This window comes from Phyllobacterium sp. YR620 (genome assembly GCF_900104165.1).
Classification (GTDB): Bacteria; Pseudomonadota; Alphaproteobacteria; order Rhizobiales; family Rhizobiaceae; genus Phyllobacterium; species Phyllobacterium pellucidum.
In genome coordinates, this window is the sequence record NZ_FNJP01000003.1 from 447,676 (window position 1) to 466,366 (window position 18,691).

19 protein-coding genes and 1 pseudogene are annotated in these 18,691 nt (G+C 58.5%); 14 read left to right on the forward strand and 6 right to left on the reverse strand.

Translation table 11 applies throughout. The annotated features are described in order from the left end of the window. The first annotated feature begins 72 nt into the window (after positions 1-72). The 3 genes and pseudogenes from BLR72_RS13955 (at position 73) to BLR72_RS13965 (ending at position 3,765) form a co-directional block, all read left to right on the forward strand. Complete coding sequence (locus BLR72_RS13955; protein ID WP_091922684.1) at positions 73-1,473, forward strand: L-serine ammonia-lyase; 1,401 nt, start codon at positions 73-75, stop codon at positions 1,471-1,473. Between the two features lie 208 nt (positions 1,474-1,681). Further along, positions 1,682-3,154, forward strand: a pseudogene (locus tag BLR72_RS13960) (nucleobase:cation symporter-2 family protein); the annotation flags it as partial. A 173-nt stretch (positions 3,155-3,327) separates the two neighbouring features. Continuing rightward, positions 3,328-3,765: a DUF1489 family protein gene (locus BLR72_RS13965; RefSeq protein WP_091949493.1), complete on the forward strand. Its 438-nt coding sequence runs from the start codon at positions 3,328-3,330 to the stop codon at positions 3,763-3,765. Between the two features lie 12 nt (positions 3,766-3,777). On the opposite strand, the gene BLR72_RS13970 is transcribed toward BLR72_RS13965, so the two are convergent. Then, on the reverse strand, positions 3,778-4,047 hold the full coding sequence (locus BLR72_RS13970; RefSeq protein ID WP_051615159.1) for a hypothetical protein: 270 nt from the start codon (positions 4,045-4,047) through the stop codon (positions 3,778-3,780). Between the two features lie 48 nt (positions 4,048-4,095). After that, entirely contained in the window at positions 4,096-5,403 is a 1,308-nt protein-coding gene (locus BLR72_RS13975) for a D-alanyl-D-alanine carboxypeptidase family protein (protein WP_091949496.1), read from the reverse strand. Between the two features lie 303 nt (positions 5,404-5,706). On the opposite strand from BLR72_RS13975, the gene BLR72_RS13985 reads away from it, so the two are divergent. The 6 genes from BLR72_RS13985 to BLR72_RS14010 all read left to right on the forward strand — a co-directional run bounded on the left by BLR72_RS13985 (position 5,707) and on the right by BLR72_RS14010 (position 11,233). Beyond that, positions 5,707-6,039, forward strand: a complete 333-nt coding sequence (locus BLR72_RS13985; RefSeq protein ID WP_091949502.1) for a phasin family protein — start codon at positions 5,707-5,709, stop codon at positions 6,037-6,039. Positions 6,040-6,261: 222 nt separating this feature from the next. Continuing rightward, positions 6,262-6,594 carry an ATP-dependent Clp protease adapter ClpS gene (clpS, locus tag BLR72_RS13990; RefSeq protein ID WP_162737255.1) on the forward strand — a complete coding sequence of 111 codons (333 nt, stop codon included), beginning with the start codon at positions 6,262-6,264 and terminating at the stop codon, positions 6,592-6,594. Positions 6,595-6,600: 6 nt separating this feature from the next. Beyond that, entirely contained in the window at positions 6,601-9,063 is a 2,463-nt protein-coding gene (clpA, locus tag BLR72_RS13995) for an ATP-dependent Clp protease ATP-binding subunit ClpA (protein ID WP_091949505.1), read from the forward strand. A 66-nt stretch (positions 9,064-9,129) separates the two neighbouring features. Beyond that, a complete protein-coding gene (locus BLR72_RS14000; protein WP_091949633.1) occupies positions 9,130-9,894 on the forward strand; it encodes an AzlC family ABC transporter permease in 765 nt (254 codons plus the stop codon). Further along, complete coding sequence (locus tag BLR72_RS14005; RefSeq protein ID WP_091949508.1) at positions 9,891-10,238, forward strand: AzlD domain-containing protein; 348 nt, start codon at positions 9,891-9,893, stop codon at positions 10,236-10,238. The genes BLR72_RS14000 and BLR72_RS14005 overlap by 4 nt, the downstream gene beginning before the upstream one ends. Before the next feature lie 68 nt (positions 10,239-10,306). Further along, positions 10,307-11,233, forward strand: a complete 927-nt coding sequence (locus tag BLR72_RS14010; protein WP_091949511.1) for a phosphatase PAP2 family protein — start codon at positions 10,307-10,309, stop codon at positions 11,231-11,233. A gap of 28 nt (positions 11,234-11,261) precedes the next feature. Here BLR72_RS14010 and BLR72_RS14015 read toward each other — a convergent pair whose 3' ends face one another. The 4 genes from BLR72_RS14015 to BLR72_RS14030 form a co-directional block, all read right to left on the reverse strand. Next, a complete protein-coding gene (locus BLR72_RS14015) occupies positions 11,262-11,696 on the reverse strand; it encodes an HIT family protein (protein ID WP_091949514.1) in 435 nt (144 codons plus the stop codon). An 80-nt stretch (positions 11,697-11,776) separates the two neighbouring features. Next, positions 11,777-12,961 (reverse strand): GNAT family N-acetyltransferase, encoded by a 1,185-nt coding sequence (locus BLR72_RS14020; protein ID WP_091949517.1) that lies wholly within the window; start codon positions 12,959-12,961, stop codon positions 11,777-11,779. Positions 12,962-13,077: 116 nt separating this feature from the next. Then, positions 13,078-13,797, reverse strand: a complete 720-nt coding sequence (locus BLR72_RS14025) for a glycerophosphodiester phosphodiesterase (RefSeq protein ID WP_091949520.1) — start codon at positions 13,795-13,797, stop codon at positions 13,078-13,080. 2 nt (positions 13,798-13,799) lie between these two features. Further along, on the reverse strand, positions 13,800-14,264 hold the full coding sequence (locus BLR72_RS14030) for a RidA family protein (protein WP_091949523.1): 465 nt from the start codon (positions 14,262-14,264) through the stop codon (positions 13,800-13,802). 177 nt (positions 14,265-14,441) lie between these two features. Between BLR72_RS14030 and BLR72_RS14035 the strand changes: the two genes are divergently transcribed. The 5 genes from BLR72_RS14035 to frr all read left to right on the forward strand — a co-directional run bounded on the left by BLR72_RS14035 (position 14,442) and on the right by frr (position 18,657). Then, on the forward strand, positions 14,442-15,206 hold the full coding sequence (locus BLR72_RS14035) for a cell envelope integrity EipB family protein (RefSeq protein ID WP_244506708.1): 765 nt from the start codon (positions 14,442-14,444) through the stop codon (positions 15,204-15,206). A 198-nt stretch (positions 15,207-15,404) separates the two neighbouring features. Then, entirely contained in the window at positions 15,405-16,190 is a 786-nt protein-coding gene (rpsB, locus tag BLR72_RS14040) for a 30S ribosomal protein S2 (protein ID WP_027232603.1), read from the forward strand. 117 nt (positions 16,191-16,307) lie between these two features. Continuing rightward, positions 16,308-17,231: a translation elongation factor Ts gene (gene tsf / locus BLR72_RS14045; RefSeq protein WP_091949528.1), complete on the forward strand. Its 924-nt coding sequence runs from the start codon at positions 16,308-16,310 to the stop codon at positions 17,229-17,231. A gap of 98 nt (positions 17,232-17,329) precedes the next feature. After that, the gene (pyrH, locus tag BLR72_RS14050; RefSeq protein WP_027232605.1) at positions 17,330-18,049 is read left to right on the forward strand and encodes a UMP kinase; all 720 of its coding nucleotides are present in this window, start codon (positions 17,330-17,332) and stop codon (positions 18,047-18,049) included. Positions 18,050-18,096: 47 nt separating this feature from the next. Beyond that, on the forward strand, positions 18,097-18,657 hold the full coding sequence (gene frr / locus BLR72_RS14055; protein WP_027232606.1) for a ribosome recycling factor: 561 nt from the start codon (positions 18,097-18,099) through the stop codon (positions 18,655-18,657). Positions 18,658-18,691: the final 34 nt, after the last annotated feature.

An 18,691-nucleotide genomic window follows, 5' to 3' on the forward strand; every position in this document is an offset into this window, starting at 1 on the left:
AAGCTGGCTTTGACGTTTGCCGGCAACCGGCCATTATCAACGGAAGCGATCCAGCTCGGGGTAAGTAACCGCATGTTCCTGTCGGTTTTCGATCTTTATAAAATCGGCATTGGTCCTTCGAGCTCCCACACGATGGGTCCGATGACCGCAGGCGGGCTGTTTCTTGAAGAACTCAAGAGCGGCCAGTGGCCACGGCCGAGCGGCGTCAAGGTCGATCATTTGCGCGTTCACCTGCATGGCTCGCTGGCGTTTACCGGCGTCGGCCACGCGACCGACCGCGCCGTCATCCTCGGCCTCTGCGGCTACCTTCCGGCCACTGTCGATCCGGACGCAATGGATACGATGCTTGAGACGGTGAGCCGCACGAAGCGCATCTCGCCCGAGGGGCATCCCTCCTACCGCTTCGACCCCGCGACCGACCTGATCATGGACCGACGCACCCCGCTTCCCGGACATGCGAATGGCATGGCCTTCGAGGCGTATGACGCCGATGAGCGGCTGCTTCTGCGCCGCATATTCTATTCGATCGGTGGCGGTTTCGTCGTCACCGAGGAAGAACTGGAAGCCGCGAAGACCCGCTCCGCGCCAAAGGCTGAAGCTGCCGTCCCGTTTCCGTTTATCAATGCCGCGCAGATGCTGAGCATGGCCAAGGCGAGCGGACTTTCGATCGCTGAAATGAAGCGGCAAAACGAAGAAACCTTCATGAGCCGCGAGGAACTCGATGCAGGTCTCGACCGCGTCTGGTCGGCCATGCGCTCATGCATCGATCGCGGACTTGCGCAGGAGGGCATCATGCCCGGCGGCCTCAAGGTCAAGCGCCGCGCCCGCTATTTGCATGATCGGTTGCAGGAGGAATGGCGGCAGAACCGGATCAATCCGCTCCTCGCCAATGACTGGCTCTCGGTCTACGCCATGGCGGTAAATGAGGAAAATGCGGCTGGCGGTCGTGTCGTGACCGCGCCGACCAATGGTGCCGCCGGGGTGGTTCCCGCCGTGCTGCGCTATTATCTGCATTTCCACGAGGATGCGGATGCCGATGGCATTCGTGACTTCCTTTTGACGTCTGCCGCCATCGGCGGGGTGATCAAGCACAACGCCTCGATCTCGGGCGCCGAAGTCGGCTGTCAGGGCGAAGTGGGTTCGGCATCCGCCATGGCCGCCGCTGGCCTTGCCGCGGTGCTCGGCGGCTCGCCGGAGCAGATCGAGAACGCTGCGGAGATTGCGCTGGAGCATCACCTTGGCATGACCTGCGATCCCGTGGCCGGGCTTGTGCAGGTGCCCTGTATCGAGCGCAATGCGCTTGGCGCGGTCAAGGCCGTTACCGCCGCTTCATTGGCCGTCAAGGGCGACGGTACGCATTTCGTGCCGCTCGACGCGTGCATCGAGACGATGCGCCAGACCGGCATGGACATGAACGAGCGCTACAAGGAAACCAGCCTCGGCGGGCTTGCCGTCAACGTCGTCGAGTGCTGACGCCCCTCAAGTCTCAGAATATCTATATTATGTCCGCAGCGCTTCAGGAGTGCGACTGATATCGTCCGCCCTCTCCAATAGGTGCGGATTTCTTGAAAACAGTTTCATCAAATCGGCTAAAGTCAGGTCTTGAAAAGGTTGTCATAGTCTTCGTCCCGCCCGGCGAGGAGGAAAAGCCGGGCATCAAAGGTATTGGGAGGACTTTACCTTGGAAGCAAACACAATCGGAGGGCCGCTGGATCAGCGGCCAGAGGATCGAAACCTTGGACTCGGCGCCAATCTCGCCTATGGCCTGCAACATGTTCTAACGATGTATGGCGGCATTATTGCCGTGCCGCTGATCGTCGGCCAGGCCGCAGGCCTTGCGCCTGACCAGATCGGTCTCCTGATTGCCGCCTCGCTCTTTGCCGGCGGCCTTGCAACCATACTGCAAACGATGGGAATTCCCCTTTTTGGATGCCAGCTGCCGCTCGTGCAAGGCGTCTCGTTTTCGGGCGTTGCCACCATGGTCGCCATCGTCAGCGGCGGTGGCGGCATGGACGCGGTGCTCGGTGCCGTCATGGCGGCATCGCTGGTCGGCCTGCTGATCACACCCATATTCTCGCGTATCACGCGCTTCTTTCCGCCGCTCGTCACCGGTATCGTCATCACGACGATCGGCCTCACACTGATGCCGGTTGCCGTGCGCTGGGCCATGGGCGGCAACAGCAATTCCCCCGAGTTCGGCAGCGTCGGCAATATTCAGCTTGCTGCGATAACGCTCGTCGTTGTCCTGCTGCTCAGCAAGCTCGGCAGCGCCACGATCTCGCGCCTCTCGATCCTGCTTGCCATCATCATCGGCACCGCCATAGCGCTCGCGCTTGGCATGACCGACTTTTCCAAAGTCGCCGAGGGGCCGATCGTCGCGATACCGACCCCGTTCCATTTCGGCTTCCCGACCTTTCACCTGGCGGCGATCATCTCGATGTTCATTGTCATCATGGTGACGCTGGTTGAAACCTCGGCCGATATCCTGGCAGTCGGTGAGATCATTGAAACCAAGGTCGACTCGAAGCGCCTCGGTGATGGACTGCGGGCGGATATGCTCTCGAGCCTTATCGCGCCGATCTTTGGCTCGTTCACGCAGAGTGCCTTTGCCCAGAACGTCGGGCTTGTGGCAGTCACGGGCGTCAAGAGCCGCTATGTCGTGGCGACGGGCGGTCTGGTGCTCGTAACCCTCGGCCTCTTGCCGATCTTGGGCCGGGTCGTCGCCGCCGTGCCGAGCGCGGTTCTCGGCGGGGCAGGGATCGTGCTCTTCGGTACTGTTGCCGCAAGCGGCATCCGTACCCTTTCCAAGGTCAACTACACCAACAACATGAACCTCATCATCGTAGCGACCTCGATAGGTTTCGGCATGATTCCGATTGCAGCGCCGAACTTCTACGATCACTTTCCGGCCTGGTTCGCGACCATCTTCCACTCGGGGATCAGTTCCGCCGCCTTGATGGCGATCGTATTGAACCTGGTCTTCAATCATCTCACGGCGGGTAATTCGGACCAGCAGTCCGTATTCGTCGCCGGAACCGAGCGGACGTTGCGCTACCAGGACATCGCACAATTGCATGACGGCGATTACTTCCTCAACGGCAAGCTTTACGATGCCAACGGCGTGGAAGTGCCGGTCTTGGCTCCAGATAATCATTCGGCGCCGTCGAAGCGGCAGTTCGAACCGGCACCAGCGGCCATCGCCGGAACTAGTCACTGATCGCAAAGGGGTCGGGCGCAAGGCCCGGCCACCGCCTCGTGAACCGTGGCCCTGTGGAGAAGCAGAGGCAATGGTTGACCTTGGCGGATGAAAGCGTAAATGCTTCTCACATGGTTCTCAATCTCGTCAAACTTTGCGTCGGCTGCAGTGCAATTGAAGAACTCGCGGCCTGGATCGATTTCCGCCTTGACGAACGCCGGCAGGCGGGACTCTCCATCGAGCAGTTTCATACAACCCGGATGGTGCCCAAGCGCATCGACGAGCTTCTCGACGGCGGCTCGCTCTACTGGGTGATCAAGGGCAACATCCAGTGCCGCCAGCGACTAACCGACATTCGCACATTCACGGACGATCAAGGCATTTCGCGTTGCCATCTGGTCCTCGACCCGCGCATCGTCCCAACGGAATGGCAGCCGCGCCGTGCGTTTCAGGGATGGCGGTATCTTTCCAGCGAAGATGTCCCCATGGATGAAGGACATGGCAAGTCCGGCCGTGCGAAACTCCCACCGGAACTGCGCAACGAACTCGCCTCGCTGGGCCTACTCTAAATCTGTTCTCGATCAGGAGAGGCGCAGCCGAACCGGACTGACGCCGTTACGGCCATCCGAGTGAATGCGCAGGCGCACCGGCGGCATCGCCGCGCGGCGGGTGCGGGCAGCCTGACAAAGCAGCACATTGACGAGGTCCATCGTCTTGAATGCCGCATTGCCGTGGCGAAGATCGGCGATCCGCAAAGCGGCCTGCTGCAAGGCGTGCATGCCGAACAGTGATGATTTCGATTCCTTGGCAGTCAGGCCCGCCGGGTCATGTATTTCCGTGGTGCTGGACATTCGCAAAACCCTCTACACTGTACAATCTGGGTCTGTCGGGTTGATGCCTTACGATTGTGGTGCAATTGCAAAGCAGTTGAAATTCTGACGTTTCAGTGCGGCACAGGCATTGTTGGCCGCCTTGGCGTTGGTAATGCCGGCAAAGCGCGCACGATGATAAGTCTGCGCACCCTTCTGGAATTTTTCCGTATAGGGCGAGAGCGAGGCGATCGGACCGCCAACCTGGGCTGCGGCCTTGGCAAGCATAGCCTTGGCTTCTTCGGAGCTACCGACCGAAGCAATCTGCACCATCCATCCCCCCGCCGACGGCGCGGAAGCGGTGGTCACTGGATCGACTTCGGAAACATCGCCTTCGCCGATCTCGGCCTTTGGCTGAGGCGCCGGAACCTGGAGAACGCGCGCTGCGACCGATGGAACCGGCTTCGGATCTGCATAGGCCGTGACGACTTCGGCGGCTTGGGTGGTCGCCACCTCTTCGCGCCGGGCCGGCACTGGGACGGGCGCGGTATCGGGGAGATCGACAGCCGCGATCTCGACCTTGCTGTTGCGACGCGAGGCGATCAGGTTGCCGCCGTCTCGGCGCGAAGCGCTGGGAAGATACTTGTCGATGAGCTGCGCCATCTGCGCGTCGCGGGCGCCGCCGCTCGTGCCGCCCATGACGACCGCGACAAGCTTCTTGCCGTCGACATTGACGGAACTGACGAGGTTGAAACCGGACGCGCGCGTGTAACCCGTCTTGATTCCATCGACACCACGTACTTTTCCGAGCAAGCGGTTGTGCCCAACAATGCGTCGCCCGTTGTAGGTGAAGCTGCGTGTGGAGAAATAATCGTAGTATTGGGGGAAATGCTCACGCAGCGCGATGCCGAGGAGGGCGAGGTCGCGGGCGGAAGAGCGCTGCTGCGGATCAGGCAGGCCGTTCGCATTGCGGAACTGCGTGTTGCGCATGCCGAGCTGGCGCGCCTTGTTGGTCATCATCACAGCGAACCGCTGCTCGGATCCGCCGAGATACTCGCCGATGGCGGTTGCCGAGTCGTTGGCTGACTTGGTGATCAGCGACAGGATGGCGGCCTCGGCGCTGATCGTCTGGCCGGGGCGAAAGCCAACCTTCGTCGGCGGCTGGCCGGCGGCGTAAGCGGAAACCGGGATGGGTGTCGATTTGGAGACCTTGCCTGCCGCCATTGCATCGAACAGCATGTAGAGCGTCATCATCTTCGTCAGCGAGGCCGGAAAGCGCTGGGCGTCAGGGTTGGACGAATAGAGCGTCTTGCCGGTGTTGGCATCGACAACGATGGCTGCCGCCTTGGTTTCAGCCGACGCTGCCGAGGTGCCGGCAGCGCTGATGCCGGAGATCATCGAGAGAGCCAGGAATGCATGAGCCACTTTTTTGATTAGTTTATTTGTTTGGCGGGCCGGATGGAGCACAATCAACACCTGTTCGATATGCGGGTGGGTTCTCTTTGATCTGACGCATCAGATTGATTTCGTGAACTTTATCCGCATCAGCGTTACCAAAATGTTTATGGTAACCGCCGTGTTGACGATTTCCTCCGCCTTTATCGAAAAATTTACCGGAATGCTGCAGTGCAGCAAAAAATTGACTTTTTGTGCATTGCACACTAAATGAAGCCCAACAACAATATATGTGAAGGATGAATCATGGCCACCCCGTTTGAAGCACTGAATGAATCCAGCAAGGAATTCATCAACAGCACGATGAAGAGCGTAAACGCGCTCAGCCAGGGTCTGCAGGCAATTGCAACCGAAGCTGCGGACTATTCGAAGCGTTCGTTCAATGACGGCTCGGTCCTGCTCGAAAAGCTCGCCTCGACGAAATCGGCAGAGCAGGCGTTCGCTGCACAGAGCCTGTTTTCGAAGAAGGCCTATGAGGGCTTCGTCTCGCAGGCTGCTAAGTTCGGCGAACTTTATGCCGATCTCGCAAAAGAGGCTTACCGCCCCTTCGAGTTGGCTGTCGCCAAGGTCGGCAAATAAACCTGAACTTGCTGCTGACATTGTTTAAAAGTCCGGTTGCCCACGCAACCGGACTTTTTTTGTTCCGCTGGGCCAAATGGCCCTTTGCAACGGCAACTTGATATTGCAAGCTTCAGGAGAGGGCTTAAAATCTGCTTGGTGCGACCTACATAGAATGCATGAAGCGACAAATAGCTATCAGGAATGCGGGTGTCTGAAGAGATGATGCGGTTATCACCCATTATGCAAGATGAAGAAAAGGGTGGCGGCAATGGTCCCGGACGTGGCACGGCTGTCATTACCCGGACTAAACCAAAGCTGAAAAAACCCAGCCTTTATCGCGTGTTGCTTCTCAATGACGATTACACTCCAATGGAGTTCGTCATTCATGTTCTGGAGCGTTTTTTCCAGAAGAACAGAGAGGATGCCACACGCATTATGCTCCATGTGCACAATCATGGAGTCGGAGAATGTGGTGTCTTTACCTATGAGGTCGCGGAGTCCAAGATGACCCAAGTCATGGACTATGCGCGGCAAAACCAACATCCGCTGCAATGCGTGATGGAGAAAAAGTGAGGTTTCATGCCATCTTTCTCACCTAGTCTCGAGCGGGCCCTCCATCAGGCGCTGACAATCGCGAACGAGCATCATCATGAATATGCAACGCTGGAGCATCTGCTCCTTGCGCTCATCGATGATCAGGACGCGAGTAGTGTCATGCGCGCCTGCAATGTCGACCTCGCTCAATTGACGCGAACGGTGACCGATTATGTCGATCATGAGCTCGACAACCTCGTGACGGGTTATGACGAGGATTCCAAGCCAACCGCTGCTTTTCAACGCGTCATCCAGCGTGCTGTCATCCATGTTCAGTCTTCTAATCGCGAGGAAGTGACCGGAGCAAACGTCCTGGTTGCGATCTTTGCCGAACGCGAAAGCCATGCGGCGTTTTTCCTGCAGGAACAGCAGATGACGCGCTACGACGCGGTCAACTATATTTCCCACGGGATCTCGAAGCGCCCCGGCGCATCCGAGCCGCGCACGCCCCTTGGGACCGAAAGCAACAACGAAGAACATCACGCTTCGGAATCCGATGAGGGCACCAAGAAGAAGCAGGACGCCCTGACGGCATACTGCAACAATCTCAACGAACGGGCAAAAGCTGGAAAGATCGATCCGCTGATCGGCCGCGACCAGGAGATCAGCCGTACGATCCAGATTTTGTGCCGCCGCTCAAAGAACAACCCGCTCTATGTGGGTGATCCTGGTGTGGGCAAGACGGCTATTGCCGAGGGTCTTGCGAAGCGCATCGTCGAAGGGAAGGTCCCGACCGTCCTCAAGGATGCGACGGTCTTTTCGCTCGATATGGGCACCTTGCTTGCCGGAACGCGCTATCGCGGTGATTTCGAGGAACGCCTCAAGCAGGTCATCAAGGAACTCGAAGAGTATCCGGGTGCCATCCTCTTTATCGACGAAATCCACACGATCATCGGCGCCGGCGCTACGTCGGGCGGTGCAATGGATGCATCTAACCTGTTGAAGCCTGCGCTTTCTTCAGGGGCGATTCGCTGCATAGGATCAACGACTTACAAGGAGTTTCGCCAGTTCTTCGAAAAGGATAGGGCGCTCGTTCGTCGCTTCCAGAAGATCGACGTGAACGAACCTTCGATCCCCGATGCAATCGAGATCATGAAAGGGCTGCGGCCGTATTTCGAGGATTTCCACAAGGTCAAGTATACCGTGGAGGCGATCAAGTCCGCCGTCGAACTTTCCGCGCGCTATATCAACGACCGTAAATTGCCGGACAAGGCGATCGACGTGATCGATGAGACAGGCGCCAGCCAGATGCTGCTGCCCGAATCGAAGCGCAAGAAGTCAATCGGCGTGAAGGAGATCGAAGCGACTATCGCGACGATGGCCCGCATTCCGCCGAAGTCCGTATCGAAGGACGATGAAGCGGTCCTCTCCAATCTCGAGGCTGAATTGAAGCGTGTCGTCTACGGCCAGGATCTGGCCATCGAAGCGCTGTCATCGTCGATCAAGCTTGCAAGGGCAGGCCTGCGCGAACCGGAAAAGCCGATTGGCTCCTACCTGTTCTCGGGCCCGACCGGCGTCGGCAAGACCGAGGTCGCCAAGCAGTTGGCGCATTCGCTCGGCGTCGAGCTCCTGCGGTTCGACATGTCGGAATATATGGAACGCCACACCGTATCCCGGTTGCTCGGCGCACCTCCCGGTTATGTCGGCTTCGACCAGGGCGGCCTTTTGACCGATGGCGTCGATCAGCATCCGCATTGCGTGCTGCTGCTGGATGAAATCGAGAAGGCGCATCCGGATCTGTTCAACATCCTGTTGCAGGTCATGGATCACGGCAAGCTGACCGACCACAACGGCAAGCAGATCGACTTCCGCAACGTGATTTTGATCATGACCACCAATGCCGGTGCCTCGGATATGGCGCGGGCTGCGATCGGTTTCGGGTCTTCGCGGCGCGAAGGCGACGACATGGAAGCGATCAATCGGCTGTTTACGCCGGAGTTCCGCAACCGTCTCGATGCGATCATTCCGTTTGGACCGCTGCCGGTTCCGGTCATCCATCAGGTCGTACAGAAGTTCGTCATTCAACTTGAGGCGCAACTTGCCGATCGCGGTGTAACCTTCGATCTGCAGCAGGACGCAATCGCCTGGCTTGCCGAGAAGGGCTACGATGACCGTATGGGTGCGCGGCCGCTGGCGCGCGTCATCCAGGAGCACATCAAGAAGCCGCTCGCTGACGAGGTACTGTTCGGCAAGCTGAAGAAGGGTGGCACGGTTCGCGTCTCGGTTGCCGAGAAGCCCGATGGTTCGCGTGGCCTCGTCCTCGACTATGTCGCCGACGAAGTCGTCGTGAAGCCAAAGAAGGAAATTCCGGTCGAGAAGAAGCCGATTGCAAAGCGCAAGCCCGCCCCGAAGAAGCCAGCGCTCGAAAAGGCCGGTGCCGGTCTCGCAACGAGCGAGCCGCACGTGCTGCGCAAGGCGTCGGTGCCAAAAGTGCCACGCAAGAAATGATGAAAAGGCCGCCTTCGGGCGGCCTTTTTCTTGCCCGCTGTGCTGCTTGCCTTTATCGCTGGACCCATGGCTGATTCCGCATTGCCCTCCCATCTGCCGGAACGAGAAGAAGATCCGGGGAGCCACCTCAAGTGGTTTCTTTCCGGCGCGGCGATGATACGCACCATCCCTGCACTGATCCTGATGACGGCGCATGTGGGATTTGCCGGCCTCGCCAGCCAGAGCGGAGTGACGGTTGGGGAAGCCATGTTCATGGTTGCGGCGATCTGGGCGCTGCCCGCCAATATCGTGCTCATCGGCGCAATCGGCGCCGGCTATTCGATCCTCGGCGCCGCAGTCGCGGTCGCGCTCTCCTCGATCAGATTTGTTCCGATGGTCGCCGCCTTCGTTCCCGAAATGCGCGGGCCGAAAACAGGCAAGATCGTGCTTCTTTTTCTCTCCCACTTCATCGCGGTAACCGCCTGGGTGCTGGGAATGGAGCATCTGCGCAACGTACCCGTCAAAATGCGCACGACCTATTTCGCCGGCCTTGGCATGACGCTGACCACAGCCAATACGCTTGTTGTCGGCCTTGTTTACTACCTTTCGACCGATTTTCCTCCGCTCGTATTCGCCGCGTTGTTTTTCCTCACGCCAATGTATTTTCTGGCCTCGCTCTGGGGGTCGGCGCGTGACCGTACGGTGCATGTCGCTATGGTGTCGGGTCTGCTGCTGTTTCCGCTGATCCACCATATCGCGCCGGCCTATGACCTGCTTCTTACGGGTCTTGCCGGCGGTGCTGCCACGATGGCCTACCTCCACTGGACAAAAGCCCGGGGCAGGGCGTCATGACCTGGGACAGCATTTCAGCCTGGTGGTGGCCCTACCTCTTCATACTGCTCGCCGGCTGGCTTCCGACCGATGTCTGGCGGTGGATCGGCGTACTTATCGGCGGAAGGGTTCGCGAGGACTCCGAAGCCCTCGTCATTGTGCGGGCAGTGGCAACCGCCCTTGTCGCAGGTGTTATCGCTCAACTGATCCTCTATCCCAGCGGTTCGCTTGCCGAATCGTCGGTGTTTTTGCGGATCGGCGCGGCGGCAGCAGGTTTCTTTGCCTATCTCAGCCTTGGCCGGCGTGTGATCGTCGGCGTTATCGTTGCCGAGATTATCCTGATTGCCGGACTTGTCCTCGCGTAAGCGCAGCGTTGATTCAGCGATCCTTAATTGGACCGGGTTAAGATCCCTAAAAAAGACAGGGGTGAGCGATGGTTCTCTATCCGGCCGAGAAAATCGTCGGTGGCATTATTGCTGTGCTGCTTATGATCAACATTGCACTTGCCAGCGCGAAGGGCGTCACCGTCGATTGGCTTGGCTATGCCGTTGGCGGCAGCATGGGGCTCGCCGCCATCGCGATCGGACAATTTTATCGGCTCTACCGTCACGACGAGAAAATCGCTGTTCCGACCACGGCAACGGGTTTCTACCTGCTCTTCTCGCTCGTCGGGTCGGTGTTCAATTATCTGCTGCTGCCGGTAGGCGAGAGTTACGACCGGATGCTGATCGAGTGGGATCGCGCTCTTGGGTTTTACTGGCCGGATTTCGTCCAGGCCGTCGTGGAGGTTCCCTACCTTCCGGCTATATTGCGCGTGATATACGGCAGTTCGCTCATCCAGATCACTTGCGTCATTCTCCTTGTCGGCTTTTTTGGATCCAAACGGTCGCTGCACCTCTTCCTGCTTACCGGCACCTTGTCGGCACTTTTGACGATTCTGGTGTGGCGCATCATTCCAAGTGCGGGACCCGCCGCATATTATCCGTTGCCGTCGGAGGTCGCTAACCGTTTGGGGGCGATTGCCGACCACGCGTATGGTCTCGAACTTATGCGGTTATATCGGGAAGGCGCAGCCTATATCTCGCCGAAGGACACGCTCGGCCTTATCGCATTTCCATCGTTCCATACCGTGATGGCCGGTCTTTCCGTTTACTTCACGATGGACTTTCGCAAAATATTTCCAGTCATCGCGGTCATCAATATTTTGATGGTTCCTGCTATCATCGTACATGGCGGTCACAACATCGTCGATCTGTTTGGCGGCGTCGCGGCGTTCACCCTTGCGCTCCTTGCGGCGCGCGCAGTTCTTGGCCTTGGTCGGTCCGAAGTGAAGGCACAACTCGCCGCGGAGTCTCATTAGAATTGCGCCGGCTCCATGTTCCGGTGCGTCAACTGCCCTGCGCCATCGCCTGCCGGATCTTCTCCGCATTGGCCGCTAGAACGCCCGGATCTTCCATCGGCCCCGTATGGGGTTTCAGGGGAATGCCTTCAAAGCGGGGAATGACGTGGAAGTGCAAGTGGAAGACCGTCTGGCCGGAGGCCGGCTCATTGAACTGCATAACCGTGACACCATCCGCGTCGAAGGCCTTTTTCACCGCCCGAACCAGTTTCTGGGTGGTCGCAACCACCGCAGCCAACGGTTCGGCTTCAACGTCAAGCAGGTTGCGGCATGGAGCCTTGGTGACAGCCAGGCAATGGCCTTTCCCCTGTGGCATGACATCCATGAATGCGTAGGTGTCGGCATCCTCGTACAATTTATGCGATGGAATTTCACCCCGCAGGATTTTGGCGAACACGTTGTTGTCGTCATAGGGCTCTGTCATCACGCACCTGTACCATTGGGGAACCGGCCGCGATGTTTGCCAAGGCGGACGCGCTAGTCAAGCGGTTCGAGCAACGCCGGTCAGTGATCGGAGTTCTTGAACGGCGCGTGCTCGCTCAGCGCCTCGTTGAGGAGCGCGACTTCACTGCGCTCATGGCGAAGGAAATCGCTCACCGCGCGCCGCAGCCCTTCATTGGCAAGGTAATGGACAGAGTGGGTGGTAACCGGCAGGTAGCCCCGGGCAAGCTTGTGCTCGCCCTGCGCGCCGGCCTCGACGACACTGAGCTTGCGTTCGATGGCGAAGTCGATGGCCTGATGGTAGCAGACTTCGAAATGCAGGAAGCGATGATCCTCGATGCAGCCCCAATGCCGGCCGAAGAGTCGGTCGGACCCGATGAAGTTGATAGCGCCTGCAATATATCTGCCTGCCCGTTTTGCCATCACCAGCATGACGTCTTGCGGCATGCGCTCCCCGATCAAGGCGTAGAATTCGCGGTTGAGATAGGGGCGACCCCATTTGCGGCTGCCAGTATCCATATAGAACGCAAAGAAATCGTCCCAAATCTCTTCGGTGATATCGTCGCCCGTCAAACGCTCGATGGTGATATCGTCGGCAACGGCCTCGCGGCGCTCGCGTTTTAATGCCTTGCGTTTGCGAGAGGCGAGGGTTTCAAGAAAAGCGTCGTAGCTTTCATAACCCTCGTTGAGAAAATGGAATTGTTGATCGGTGCGATGCAGGAAACCGGCTTCCGTGAAGGCGCCGAGATCGTCATCGTTGACGAAGGTCGAGTGAGCCGACGAAACACCCATCTGTTTGGCCAATTGGCGCAGGCCATTGGCGAGAGCGGTTCGCACGGCCGCGTGGTCCCAGTCCCGATTTACCAGTAGCCGGGGACCCGTCACCGGCGTGAAGGGGACGCTCGCCTGCAGCTTGGGATAGTAACGACCGCCGGCGCGTTCAAAAGCGTCGGCCCAGCCATGATCGAATACATATTCACCCTGACTGTGGCCCTTCAGATAGCACGGGATCGCGCCGATCAGATTGCCGCTGTCGTCATCGAGGCGCAGGAATTGCGGCAGCCAGCCAGCCCGGCGGGCGACGCAACCCGAATCTTCGAGCGACGACAGGAAGGCGTGCGAGAGAAACGGGTTGTAGTCGGGCGCGGCGCGATCGGCGCCGGTCAGCTTTGCCCATTCCTCGCGGGTGAATGCGCCAACGCCCTCGCAAGCGCGCAAGGTAAAATCGCCTCGGTGAGAATCATGCATCGTTGGGTTGGTTCCTGGCTTAGCCTAAGCTTACGGGCCGGCGACGCGCCGACCCGTGCAACCGCTTAAGCTAAAGCTAGGCATTTCATCCTGCGATGCAAGGGGCAGGGCGCATCCTATGCGGCGTGCGGGTCGAAGCCCTCGAAAGTGATCTGATCGACAAAGGCATCGCTCGTCGCCTTGTCGGCTAGGCTCCTTGCCGTCCAGGAAATCACCGGCAGTCCGAGCTTGCCGCGAACGAACTTGACGAAGCGATTGTCGAGATGGTGGACGTTGTAGGACACGAAATCGATCTCGTGAGCGAGCATGGAAAAATGTGCCTCAAGATCGGCGTCGTGCAATCCTTCAGCAGTCAGGCCGGCCGGTATGCCGGGCGCATCCGTGCCGAAAAGCCGGATCAGATGATGGTCGAACGACATGATAGCCGCTGTTCCCGCATAGCCGGCAAGGTCAGCCGCAACCGCCTTGACGAGGCCGTCGTCTCGGCCAGGAATGCCCTTGAGTTCGATGACGATCGGAACTCGCCCATCGATCATCTCCAGCGCTTCGACGAGCGTCGGAACATGATTGTCCGTGCCGCCGACCCGCATGGCCCTCGCAGCCTCGACAGTCACTTCGTCGATATTGCCTTGTCGGCCGATGAGCCGATCCAGCGTTCCATCGTGAAAGACGATGGCCTTGCCGTCGGCGGAAAGGTGCACGTCGCATTCGATGGCGTAACCCGCGCTCGCGGCCGCTTCGAATGCGGAGAGCGTATTCTCCCAGCGGGTTTTGTTGAGATCATGCAAACCGCGATGGGCGATCGGCACATCCTTGAGCCAGTCAGCCGATGTCATGATCAGCGGACCTCGATGATGGCTTCGACTTCAACGGGCGCGTTCAAGGGCAGGGCGGCTGTTCCCACCGCCGAGCGGGCATGGCGGCCTGCATCGCCAAGGACGGCAACCAGCAGATCCGACGCGCCGTTGGCGACGAGGTGCTGTTCGGTGAAATTCGGCGTCGAAGCCACGAACACGGTGATTTTCACGATGCGCGCGATCTTATCGAGATCACCCAGCGCGGCCTTGGCCTGCGAGAGAATGTTGATGGCGCAAGCCCTTGCGGCCTCCTGGCCCTCGGCAACGGCAAGCTGCGCGCCAAGAAGGCCGGTGTGGATGAGTTTGCCACCTGATAGCGGCAATTGTCCGGAGGTCAGCAGCAGTTTTCCTGTCTGTGCGAAGGGCACGTAGTTTGCAGCGGGCGCCGCGGCGACCGGCAATTCTATGCCGAGTTCCTTCAGGCGGGATTCGATGGTGCTGGTCATGGTATCTTCATCCTTATCAAGCGGAATCGTAATGAATGTGACGCAAGGTGCGATTTTTGCCTCGCTTCCGCCAAGAGTTTTTTTAATATGCGCGTTCTAATATGGAGAATCTTGTCTATGCGCGTCTTGTCCGCTCTCGTTTTCAGCCTCGGTGCCCTTGGTCTGACCCCCTCAACCATGGCTTTGGCTGCCGGAACGGCGACGCTTGTTCCACATCGCGCCATCTATGATCTGAAGCTGGACAGTGCCCAGGATAGCAGCGGCATTACCGGACTGACCGGCCGTATGGTCTATGAGTTCAACGGTTCGGATTGCGAAGGCTATACCACGAACTTTCGTTTTGTGACCCGCGTCGACATGGAAGAGCAGCCGCAGCGCGTTACCGACCAGCAGACGACGACCTACGAATCCGGCGACGGCGGCAAGTTCCGCTTTGTCAACAAGACATTCGTCGATCAGAGCCTGACCAAGGAGGTGCGCGGCAACGCTGCACTCCTGAAGGACAAAACGGAAATTTCGCTGACCAAACCCGAGGCGCTCAAGCAGGATCTGGAATTGTCGCAGTTCCCGACCCGGCACATGCAGGAACTGATCGAAAAGGCGCTTGCCGGTGAAGTCTTTTACCAGACGAAGCTCTTCGACGGTTCCGAGGATGCCAACAAGGTGATGGCAACGACGGTCGTGATCGGCAAATTATCGCTCTCGGATGGAGAGGACGAGACCAAGCACATGGGCCCCCTTGCCAAGGAAAACACCTGGCCGGTCTCGATCGCCTATTTCGACGAAAGCGAAAAAGCCGAAGGCCTGCCGAGCTACCGTATCAACTTCAAGATGTACCGGAACGGCGTAACCCGTGATCTGAAAATGGATTACGGCGATTTCTCCATGACCGGAAAGCTTGTCAATCTGCAGCTTTTCGACACGCCAAAGTGCAAGAAATAGTCCTGCTTGCCGCATAAGATCGTCTGATGCGGCGGCTTTTATCGCCGACACACTTGCGTTTGCCGCAATTATCGACTAACAGCCGCAGCATTCCACACACGGGATTTGGGTTGATATCGGGAGAAATCCGATATGGCCTCCGGTGGCGGTTCTCCCGCCTCTTTCCTGTGGAGGTTAAACCGGAAAAGGAAAATAGAGATGGCATTGCCTGATTTCAGCATGCGTCAGCTCCTTGAAGCTGGCGTTCACTTCGGCCACCAGACACATCGCTGGAACCCGAAAATGGCACCATACATTTATGGTGACCGCAATAATATTCACATTCTCGATCTCGCCCAGACCGTTCCGCTGCTGCATACGGCCCTGAAGAAGGTTTCCGACACGGTAGCCCGTGGCGGCCGCGTTCTCTTCGTAGGCACCAAGCGTCAGGCTTCGGACATCATTGCCGATGCCGCGACCCGCTCGGCCCAGTATTACGTCAACGCACGCTGGCTCGGCGGCATGATGACGAACTGGAAGACGATCTCGAACTCGATCCAGCGTCTGCGCAAGCTCGACGAACTTCTCGCTGGCGACGCCCAGGGCTTCACCAAGAAGGAGCGCCTGAACCTCGATCGCGAGCGCGAGAAGCTCAACCGCGCCCTTGGCGGTATCAAGAACATGGGTTCAACTCCGGACCTCATCTTCATCATCGATACCAACAAGGAAGCCATCGCGATCCAGGAAGCCAAGCGTCTTGGTATTCCGGTCGTTGCCGTGATCGATTCCAATTGCGATCCGGACCAGATCGACTTCCCGATCCCGGGCAATGACGACGCATCCCGCGCGATCTCGCTTTATTGCGACCTCATCGCCAAGGCTGCGCTCGACGGTATCGCCCGTCAGCAGGGTTCCCTCGGTGTCGATCTTGGCGCCCAGGAAGAGGCTCCGGCCGAACCGGCTCTTGAGGCCGCTCCTGTACAGGAAGGTGAAGCCTCCGCTTGAGGCTTCATACACCCGTCTTATCGGGTGATTAAAAATGATTCGATTGGCGCATGACGCGCCGCAAAGTTGGCATGCTGGTTTCACCAGTGTGCCTTCGCTTTGAGAAGAGGCGATCTAATGAGCATTTCTGCATCACAGGTAAAAGAACTTCGCGAACTCACCGGCGCCGGCATGATGGACTGCAAGGCAGCCCTTGCCGAAACCAATGGCGACATGGAAGCTGCCGTTGACTGGCTGCGCAAGAAGGGCATCTCCAAGGCCGACAAGAAGGCCGGCCGCACGGCCGCCGAAGGCCTCGTTGGCGTGGCTTCCAACGGCGCCAAGTCGGTTGTCGTCGAAGTCAACTCGGAGACCGATTTCGTTGCCCGCAACGACGCTTTCCAGGATATCGTCCGCAACGTCGCAAGCGTAGCGCTGACGACCGACGGTACGACCGCCGCTGTTGGCGCCGCGACCTATCCCTCGACCGGCAAGTCGGTCGTCGACTCGATCAAGGACGCCGTCGGCACGATCGGTGAGAACCTTTCGTTCCGCCGCTCCGCTGCTCTGAGCGTCAGCCAGGGCGTCGTCGCGACGTACATTCACAACGCCGTCTCCGACGGTCTCGGTAAGCTCGGCGTTCTCGTTGCCATCGAGACGGCCGGCAATGCGGAAGCAGCACAAGCATTCGGCCGCCAGGTCGCCATGCACGTTGCCGCTACCAATCCGCTCGCCCTGACCGCTTCAGAAGTCGACCCGGTCGCCGTCGAACGCGAAAAGGCGATCTTCGCCGATCAGGCCCGCCAGTCGGGCAAGCCGGAAAACATCGTCGAGAAGATGGTCGACGGCCGTATGCGCAAGTTCTACGAGGAAGTCGTGCTTCTCTCGCAGGCTTTCGTCATCAATCCCGACCTGACGGTCGAGGCGGCGCTCAAGGAAGCCGAGAAGTCGATCGGCGCTCCGGCCAAGATCACGGCCTTTGTCCGTTTCGCTCTTGGCGAAGGCATTGAAAAGGAAGAAAGCGACTTCGCAGCAGAAGTCGCCGCAGCTGTGAAGAAGTAATCTTACGCAACTGAATTCAAAGGGCATCGCGTGACAACGCGATGCCCTTCGTGTATCCGAACTCTGCTAAAAACTTGCAACAACTCCAAGGAGGTCCCATGGCTGGCACGGCTGTCTACAAACGCGTTCTGCTGAAGGCCTCCGGGGAAGCTCTGATGGGCGACCAGGGGTTCGGAATTGATGTGGCAGTGGCCGATCGCATTGCCAGCGACATTGCCGAAGCGCGCGCACTCGGCGTGCAGGTCGGCGTCGTCATCGGCGGCGGCAATATCTTCCGCGGCGTGGCTGTTGCCTCAAAGGGAGGCGACCGCGTTACTGGCGACCACATGGGCATGCTGGCAACTGTCATCAACTCGCTGGCATTGCGCACTTCCCTGGCGAAGCTTGGGATCGATACCGTCGTTCTATCGGCTGTAGCAATGCCAGAACTCTGCGAGACCTTTTCCCAACGTCAGGCCACGGCCTATATGGACATGGGGAAAGTCGTGATTTTTGCCGGCGGCACGGGCAATCCCTTTTTCACCACGGATTCGGCCGCGGCGCTCCGTGCAGCGGAAATCGGTGCCGACGCCTTGTTCAAGGGCACCCAGGTCGATGGAATTTACTCCGCCGATCCCAAGAAGGATCCGCACGCGGTTCGGTTTGACCACCTTACCCACAAAGATGTGCTTGATCGCGGTCTTGCAGTGATGGATACCACTGCTGTTGCTCTTGCACGCGAGAACAATATCCCAATAATCGTCTATTCAATCCACGAGAAGGGTGGATTTGCGGAAATCCTGCAGGGTAGAGGACGCGCAACCGTCGTATCGGACTAGTTGATCGTATCTGCCGGGCCTTTCGCCGAGAATAAGGAGCAGTAACTATGAGTGACGCACTCGATCTAAATGACCTGAAACGTCGCATGGACGGAGCCATCCAGGCATTGAGGCATGATCTAAACGGTCTGCGCACCGGTCGTGCCTCCGCAAGTCTTCTCGAACCGATCACCGTCGATGCCTATGGCTCGATGATGCCGCTGAATCAGGTTGCCAACATTACGGTACCGGAATCGCGCATGTTGTCGGTGTCGGTGTGGGACAAATCCATGGTCGGCAAGGTGGAGCGCGCAATTCGCGATGCAGGACTCGGTCTCAATCCCATCACCGACGGCAACAACCTTCGTATTCCACTGCCGGAGCTTAATGAGCAGCGCCGCAAGGAACTGGTCAAGATCGCCCATCAGTATGTCGAGCATTCCAAGGTTGCAGCGCGCCATGTCCGCCGCGACGGCATGGACGAGTTAAAGAAGCTCGAAAAAGATGGTGCGATCAGTCAGGACGACAATCGCGTCCTGTCGGAAAAAGTCCAGAAGCTGACCGACGAGACCATCGCAGAAATGGACAAGGTCGTTGCAGCCAAAGAAGCGGAAATCATGCAGGTCTAATATCTCGCAAGAGATGTGCTCGATCCGCTAACTG